We start from the raw sequence: 8455 nt of genomic DNA on the forward strand, positions 1-8455 counted from the left end.
CGCAATGATTAATAAAACTGTCGAAATACATATGGTTATTTTTTTGTACATTTCCAACCCCCCATCATTGTTGAAAAATATCTAGAAATTTTCTTTACTCACGAATGATTAACATGATTTCCTGAAAATATGCAAAATTTAGTTACATTCTTTAAGAAAATTCGATAATATTAAGAATAATTCTTCTAGCATTCCTAAATTTTTTGTTTATATAAGAAAACAGTTTTGATTGATTAAAACAGAGATATCTTTAATTACGTACTGCCTTGTTAATTATATTATAAAATATCTACAATTTTACATAAAAATTTAAATTGATAATAAGTATTATACATATCTAAGTTTTACAAAATATATTAAAAACATGTCAACCTAAAATGAAAATTGAAAGCCGGTTAAAATAACCAGCTTTCATAAAAGTAAAGTTAAAAATTAAAGAAAAACTTAACGATCAATCTTCATTCTAGGTAGTAAATTCTTCCCACCCAAAATGTACCAGTATCCCCTTCATCTGCTCCTAATTGAAAGCCCCATTTGTATATCTGTTCATCTTCGCCAACACTTGTCATATCAATTTCTAAAGTTTGCCATTCATTTCTTTTTTCCCTGTCAACATATGGCCCCTCACTTGGATACATTGGATAGTCGTCTTCACTTGTTTTTGTTTGCATAAAAGCTCTAAACCATTTGAAACTTGCTTCTTCATCTACAAAAATCTCCAAATAAAATTTTGCTTTAGGTGGATTAGCTTGCCAACTTTCATAACTAACAGCAACTTCTCCATTAGCCTGCATTTCATAAGTCACTTTCACGGCATTTTTCTGTTCATCAAACTCTAATTCAACATTGGCATTTTTTGTCATTCCATCTTTTTCCCAGCCCGGCTCATCAGAACTTGGTTCAAAAATTATCTCGGCTCCCTCAGGTAACTCAGGTAAAGGTTCAGTTTCTACTTCCTCTTCAACTTCTTTAAAGACTGCTTTAATCTCTTTGTCGCCGTTCATCTTGATTTTGTATTTGTTTTCTTCTCCTGTAAGTTTTATTACATCGCCTTTATTAGCCCCTACCCATTCATCAAATACATAGCCGTCATCTGGAACTACTTCAAGAACAACTTCTGTGTTGACTTCAATTTCAAATTCTTGAGTTTCTTCTGGCCCTACCTCTTCATCTCCCACTTTCACAGAACCACCTGGACTTACCTCAACTTTTAGAGTATAATTGCGGGTTTCAACAGTGGCACAACCCACTAAAGCTAAAACCAACACAGTTATAATCGTCAAAATAGTCCACTTTTTCTTACTCACTTTAATCCCTCCTTACTTTTTGATATTTTTACTAATTTATGATTATAGTAAAAATACCCTTGTTTATAGTTAGTTTCTTTTAAAAATCGTTAAAAATAAACAACGATCTTCACACTGAAATAACTTTTCGTTTTGTCTGAGATATCTTTAAATTCATCAAATTCTAACCTTTCCACATTTTCAGTAGCAAATCTTCCTGTTAGTTGAATCCCGGATGGTGTTTTGTATTCAAATCCCCCATAAGTTTGAAGTCCATTTGTTGTTTCGGCTTCTTTAGCAAACTTATGCTGAAGTCCCGCATACACGTTGAAATTTTGAAACAATCCGGTTCTAGCCTCTGTATTCACGTTGCCATCCAAAACAAAAGATTTTTCTGCATTTGAATATTGGGCTAAAATCCTAGTTCCTATAAGACTATTGTTGCTATCAATGATATTGTATTTTAATCTTCCATTTACTAATAAATCATTGTATTCGTGATATGAATGGTACTTTATACCTTTAGCTAATTCAAAAGCGCTTCTAACTCCTACCTTTAGGTTTACTTCGTTAGAACCAAATGTTTTATCTGTTCTAATCCAACTTTCGTTGTATAATAGCTCATCAGTATCCTTTGCTAGATTATGAAAATCCGTTCCCAAAGATAAATCCACTATGTCTATAACATTTTCACTTAATTTAGTAGAAAGTTTAACTCCAGTTCCTATCCTTTCAAGATATTGTTCAACTTCATTGAGTCGACTGTCATCATAATCCCTTTCATAAAACCTAGGATTAAAATCTTTTCCAAAACTATACAATTCAAAATCAAAATCTCCAATTTTTTCTACATCCCATCCTAATTTCAGTCTATTATAGAGGGCTGAAACTTTTTCATCTTGAGATGTCTTATCCATACGAGACCAATAACCTGTTAACACATCAACGTCTATATTATCTGTAATGTCACCTCCTACATTAAGTTCTACTCCATATTCCCAATCTTTAGGATCGCCATACTTTTTATATTTACTGTCTTCTTCTTTTGGTACAATAGGGCGATCATTGTAACGCATAAAACTTATGGAAGTATCAAACTTATTTATTATCTCGCTTTCTATTTTAAAACCATAAGAAAATTTCTCCGGACTTCCAAACCATGAATTAAATGCATTTAAACTTATAGGTTCTGTAAAGATATTCTCTGCTAAACTTATTTTAAGTTCTTCAACAGAAATTCCTCGAGAGTGATTATCTCCTTTCTCTAAATTATTTTTTCGCCAATGATCTTCTGTCAAAGTTCCTATCCACGGAGAATAATCAATCCCTATATCTCCCATTTTTACCCTAGCACTTGTTTTAGGAGAAAATAGGAGGGGACCTTCGGCTGTTAAAGTTACAGAGTTAATTTTAAATGAAAATTTTGGATCAGAAGATTTCGTAAACCATATAAAATCACCTGAACCAAAACTATCACTCCAAATTATGTCAAGATTAATTTTTCCACCTTTTGTTTCAAGATTAGACCAAAGAGCTAAGCCCGCTCCACCATTCCAAAGATCTTCCGGAGTGTATCTTATCTCAGTAAAGACAGATCCCCCAATTTGTAAAGGTACGGTTGCAAAAGTAAGTTGCTTGAAGGCAACTATCATAAAGATGGTTAAGATAATATACCCAACTTTTTTACTCACAGTTTTCACCCCCATAGTTTTTTTCTTTTAAAGAAAAGTGTTTTCATGAATAACATAACAAGAAAATAAAATTAACAATATTAGCAAAATATTTTGACTCAGCAATTCCATAGACATTTATACATGCAAATAATTTTTATAGTGGAATTTAATAATCGAAAGGTTTAACCACATTGTTTATACGAATAGTTAATTTGATTTTGTAAGAAATCAATAAGGAGTAATATAAATTTAGTCGTAATTAAACATTATTTTTGAATATTTGTAGAAATGAAATACAGAAATATCTTAGTTATAATATTTTTTACAATAAGTTCCTCACTAAAATTAGCAGCAATTAAGAAATTACTACATCCATGTTATTTTTATTATACAAAAACAATTTTTTTGTGTCAAACATAAGTTTATGCGATCAACTAATTTTATTTACGTTTAGAAGCAAATAATTAGAAATATGAATTATTTTCTTAATTTCTAGTAGTTATATTAAACTAATTAAAAATCTATGTTTACTATCTTTTAACTTCAGAAGTAAATAGGTTTATTTTTTGTAATAATATTTTCACTAACGCCTATTTTACTAATCACCAAGAACAAATTAAAATAAATTATTTCTTAAAAAATGAAAAATAGAACTTTGTTGAATTAAAAAACAAATTGTTTAAACATTTTTAAGTTACTTATTTCTTTCTTAATTTTCTAAACGCTTCTTTCCATAATTCAGTATTCTCTGGCTCGTATGTTTGAAATTCAAATGATCTTTTAATTAAGTCTCTTACTTCTTGAAAATTTTTTACTATTCCGAGCGCATACAACTGTGATACTAAATTCCCTACCGCCGTTCCTTCGATAGGTCCTGTAATTACTTCCACGCCAGTTGCATCGGCTATAAACTGGCACAGCAATTTATTCCTTGTCCCTCCACCTACAGCATGTACCCTTTTAAAATTAATTTTTAATATTTTTTCCAACTTTTCTTTAGTCTCATTCACTCTAAATGCAATCCCTTCTAAAGCAGTCCTTATAACCTCCGAAGTGTCTTCCAGTTCTACATTACTGTCCTTAATTGACTGTTCTTTTATTGCTTTTATCATATCATCTGGATTTTGTAAGGATGCATCATCTACATTAATGTATGAAGTGAATGGTTTTGCTTCTTTTGCCATTTTTGTGATTTTATCATATGTATCATTGCTGTCAGGAAGATTAAGACTTTTTATGATGCCTTGAATTAACCACATCCCAGTTATGTTTGCCAATATTCTATAAGAGCCGTCTAAGCATCCTTCAGCAGCTAGATTGTTTTCCATAAGTTCTTTGCTAATAGGAACTTCATCTACTATGGCACCTGTCAGACACCATGTTCCTAAACTTATAAACAGGGTGTCTTTCGGATCAGATGAAATTGCAGCAAATGCCGATCCTGTATCGTGACTTGCTGGTAAGACGACTTCTATTTCTGAATTTTTGTTTATAATCCCTTTTTTTATCTTTCCAATCTTTGTTCCTGCAGGAAGTATTTTTGGTAGTATATCTGGAATTTCAAATCTTTTTATTATCTCTTCATCCCAACTTCTCTTTCTATGGTTATATATCTGGGTGGTGGTGGCCATAGTAAAGTCTATAGCTTTCTCTCCTGTTAAAAAATAATTGAACAAAGAAGGGATGGTCAGTAAATCTTTAGAAATCTCTAAGAAATCTGGCGCATATTTTTTGTAAGCTAATATCTGATAAAGTGTATTGAAGGGTTGGAATTGGGTTGGAGAATGTTCATATATCCATTGTTTACCTACTTTTTCAATAGCTTCTTGCATAACGTTGGTTTTAAACATATTTCTGTAGTGAATAGGATTGTTTATCAAAAATCCATTTTTGTTCAGTAACCCAAAATCGACACCCCAGCTATCTATTCCCAAAGAAAGTACTTCAAGACCCTTGTTTTGAGCAATATTTATGCTGTCAAGTATGTTGTTGTAGAGGTATAGAATGTCCCAAAAAGAGACACTATTTATTTCTACCCCATTGTTAGGAAAACGATTAATCTCTTGCAAAACAAGTTTATCGTTTTGTAGAGTTCCTGCAAAAACCTTGCCTCCTGAGGCACCTAGATCAACAGCTAAGTTAAAATATTTCAACTAAATCACCTTTTTGTTATTGTTTCAGATAAATTCTTGGAGAAACAAGAATACCCATTGGTTTAAGTCTGTATTCATATGACCATTGGTTTCCTGTGGTTCTCCAAGCATCTGGTCCAAACCAAAAATATGCGTCATTGCAATTATGAACCGTCCCAAATGAGTTTATTCTGTTACCATACGCTGTTATATCTATAGTATGTTTTCCTTTACCTACTTTGCCTAATTCTAGTACGTATGGAGCAAAGGCTATCTTTCCTTTTTCTTGACCATCAACCCTAACAGATAATAAAGGGTTTCTAAATTGTGGTACCTCAATTATTAAATCTCCTCCATCGCACTCCACTATGCAATGATAAGTTACATTGCCTGCATAAAAAGGAAGACCTTGGTTAACCCAATTTCCGAAAGTGAGTTCTTTTTGGGGTTCAACAATCTTTTTGTGTTTACCGCTAACCTTCACACCAAAATCTCCAAGAAGGTAGCACCATTCTACGTTAGTTTTTGAATTAAACGGAATTTCTAAAATTATCTCTGAAGTTCCTGGGCGAAGGTTTGGGATCTTGACTTTCTTAATACTTTTATCTACAAACCAACCTACAACTTCTGGTTCTACATGTTTCTTATTCACAAATATTTTTGTGTTTTCAACGTTTTCTAAGGCTAAACACGGATTTTTCAATTCTATATCCGATTCTATACTAAACTTAAGCTTCAATGCATGTTCAAAAGGTTCCTCTTTTTTATTTGTCCAAGGTTGAGCTAATTTGTTCATACGTAATGGGTAATTTAAGAGTTCTCTAAACTTATTATCTATTCGAAGTATCTCGTCTACCTGTTGCCAGTCTCCATCATCAAATGAATATTCTGCCATATCAAGTAATAGAACATTTGGTTCTGAAAGAGAATAATTTACTGGATCTTCTAATCTTATTTCTTTTGTTTCTTTCTCTACAATCGATAGGTTTTCTTTCTTCTTTTCACTTTCTTTAAAATTACTTGATTCAAGTTTTAATAGCAAACTATCATGGGGATAAAATTCATAATCAACAATAGTTTCACCGTTTATTATTTTTGGTTCAGTTTCTTTGATACTTCCATTAATTGTGTCATATATTACTGGGTTCCATTCCCCTTTTACAATAATTTTTATGCTTTCTTTTTCTGCTATATCTGGATTCTTCATTTTATACACATGAGAAATGAACAACCATTTATTTTTCCCTTCTTTTCTCATTTGATAAAACAGATTATCAGATGGAGATCCATCTTGTTTGATTATTTCTATGTTTCTGTATTGATTCAATTCTTGCATTAATTTACCTTTTGAAAACGGAATAACTGTTGACTTTTCTGCAAGTTTTTTTGCTCTATTTGATTCAACTGCATCAACAAATCGAGGCAGCTCACCCAAAAATACAATCTTTCCCCCCGCCTTTTGAAAAGCTTCTAATCTATCTAATGTGGTAGATCTTAATGTTTCACATCCAGGTACTATTATGACATCATAATTCATTGCTCCAACTTGAAAGGTTTTATTTTCCTTAATTTCCGATAGTGAGGGCAGCAACGATTCCGATATAAAGTCAAAATCAATTAGCCCAAATAGTAACCATTCAGTAATATTTCTAAAATTGTTTTCTAATTCTTCTCTTTTAATAGCAGTCTTATCTTTAGGTCCCCAATAAAGCCAATAAGATTCAATAGGGTGTATGACTCCTACCTTTACTTCTGGTGTTCCCCGAGTTAAAGCAGTGTTCAATCGTGCAAAATGGTCTTCAATCAAAGAATATTCTTTGTACCAAGGAATTTGATATCCAATGCTTGGAGGATAGTCTCTTTTTGCTTCCCCTTCCATTGACAGCCAAGTAAGATGGTGTACCCTGACTGTAACTCCTAAAGCAGCCTGCCAATCTCCAGCTAGTTTGTATCCTCTAAAATCAAAATCCCAATTTGTAACTCCGTATAATTCACTTAAAACGCCTTCTCTTGCGTATTGATGAGCAGCACTTTGAGCTTGTTTTGCTGTTGAAAACTCTCTTCTATCACACAACATATCTATTCCTGGAAGATGAAAAGATCTATAAGACCTCATTGCTTCACCAACACATGCTGTTTGAGATTCTAATGTCGGTTCTTCCATTAAATGACCGGTTAGTAAGATTCCATGTTTTTCACACCATTCTCCTATAGTATCAGCAAAAGCTTCAACAAATCTTTCGGTTAGATGATCGTGATACCTATACCTCACTAGGGAAATTTGACCGTTTGGTAACTCCCAAATCAATTCTGGCAAATGATCTAATATACTTTGATTGTAGGTGTTAAAATAACTTTCTTCAAAATCGTCTGTGAAAGGAATAATTATCTCACTTTTATCTTCAGAAAATTGTAGATAATCTATTTTTATAAATTGTGGTTCATCAGTAAAAATTGCAGGAATAGATTTGCCAAAATCTTCTCCTAGTTCTTGAAAATATTTTTCATGAGTTATCTCTACGAACTTTTCTATAGCCTTTTTATTAAGAGTATCTACGTAAGCTTGGTTATTAAACCAAGGATCATCTGCAGCTATTTCAAGGTATGCATACCATATTTTCGAATTATCTTTTGATTTTTCATCATCTTTTAGCCTTTTGTAACAGGCTAGGTAACCATTTTCCAAGATAATTTCATATCTAGCTAGCAACTTTCTTTTTTTGCCTTGTACTACTCTTCCATTTGCTCGCAAATGGTCTGCAACTGTTTCAGAATCATCGTACCAAAAGGGAGTAAAAATAATGAAACGCTGCCTGTACTTGTAATCTTTTGTTACATAACCTCCTGCAAAACCAGAAGGCCACCTGTCTTCATCATACAACCAGCATAACATATTTTCTTCTTTGGCTTTTTCATTACATAACTTAACTAAATCCATAAATTCATCGCTTAAATAATCGATAGCTAAACCTGTCCGTGAATGAATATGAAATCCGCCTATTCCCATGATCTTAAAGTTATCTATTTGTTCAAGCAAATCATCCTCGTTTAACTTCGAGTTCCAAGCCCAAAAAGGTGCTCCTCTATATTCACTTGTTGGGTTTTTAAATAACTCTTGTGATAAGTCTCTTGCATTCTTTGGATACAACATCTTTAGTCTCCTTTCATCTTACCTACCAGCTTAATATCCTAAGTAAATGTTCTTTTCCTCTTTAACAGTCAGAACAGTCGAAAAAAACCTCTAGTTTGTTAATATTTTACTACTTTCATCTTATTTTGACTACCCACCATGTGTTGTATTGTATTTCATCACTCATACAACCAACAACGAACCATTCTATTTTCGACAGATATTTCTTCTGGC

Annotated in this window: 4 protein-coding genes; all 4 read right to left on the reverse strand. The window is 32.4% G+C overall.

The genetic code is table 11. The annotated features are described in order from the left end of the window. Positions 1 to 458 precede the first annotated feature (458 nt). Positions 459 to 1307: an InlB B-repeat-containing protein gene (locus PKN74_RS07340; RefSeq protein ID WP_472310087.1), complete on the reverse strand. Its 849-nt coding sequence runs from the start codon at positions 1305 to 1307 to the stop codon at positions 459 to 461. Between the two features lie 89 nt (positions 1308 to 1396). After that, positions 1397 to 2977, reverse strand: a complete 1581-nt coding sequence (locus tag PKN74_RS07345; RefSeq protein ID WP_472310089.1) for a hypothetical protein — start codon at positions 2975 to 2977, stop codon at positions 1397 to 1399. A 680-nt stretch (positions 2978 to 3657) separates the two neighbouring features. After that, complete coding sequence (locus PKN74_RS07350) at positions 3658 to 5112, reverse strand: rhamnulokinase (protein ID WP_472310091.1); 1455 nt, start codon at positions 5110 to 5112, stop codon at positions 3658 to 3660. 16 nt (positions 5113 to 5128) lie between these two features. Continuing rightward, positions 5129 to 8242 carry a hypothetical protein gene (locus PKN74_RS07355; protein ID WP_472310093.1) on the reverse strand — a complete coding sequence of 1038 codons (3114 nt, stop codon included), beginning with the start codon at positions 8240 to 8242 and terminating at the stop codon, positions 5129 to 5131. Positions 8243 to 8455 lie beyond the last annotated feature (213 nt).

The organism is Defluviitoga sp., from assembly GCF_035349255.1.
Classification (GTDB): domain Bacteria; phylum Thermotogota; class Thermotogae; order Petrotogales; family Petrotogaceae; genus Defluviitoga.

Excerpts from the sequence above, each read along its gene's own strand:
- PKN74_RS07355 (WP_472310093.1), bottom strand. The coding sequence starts at position 8,242 with ATGTTGTATCCAAAGAATGCAAGAGACTTATCACAAGAGTTATTTAAA.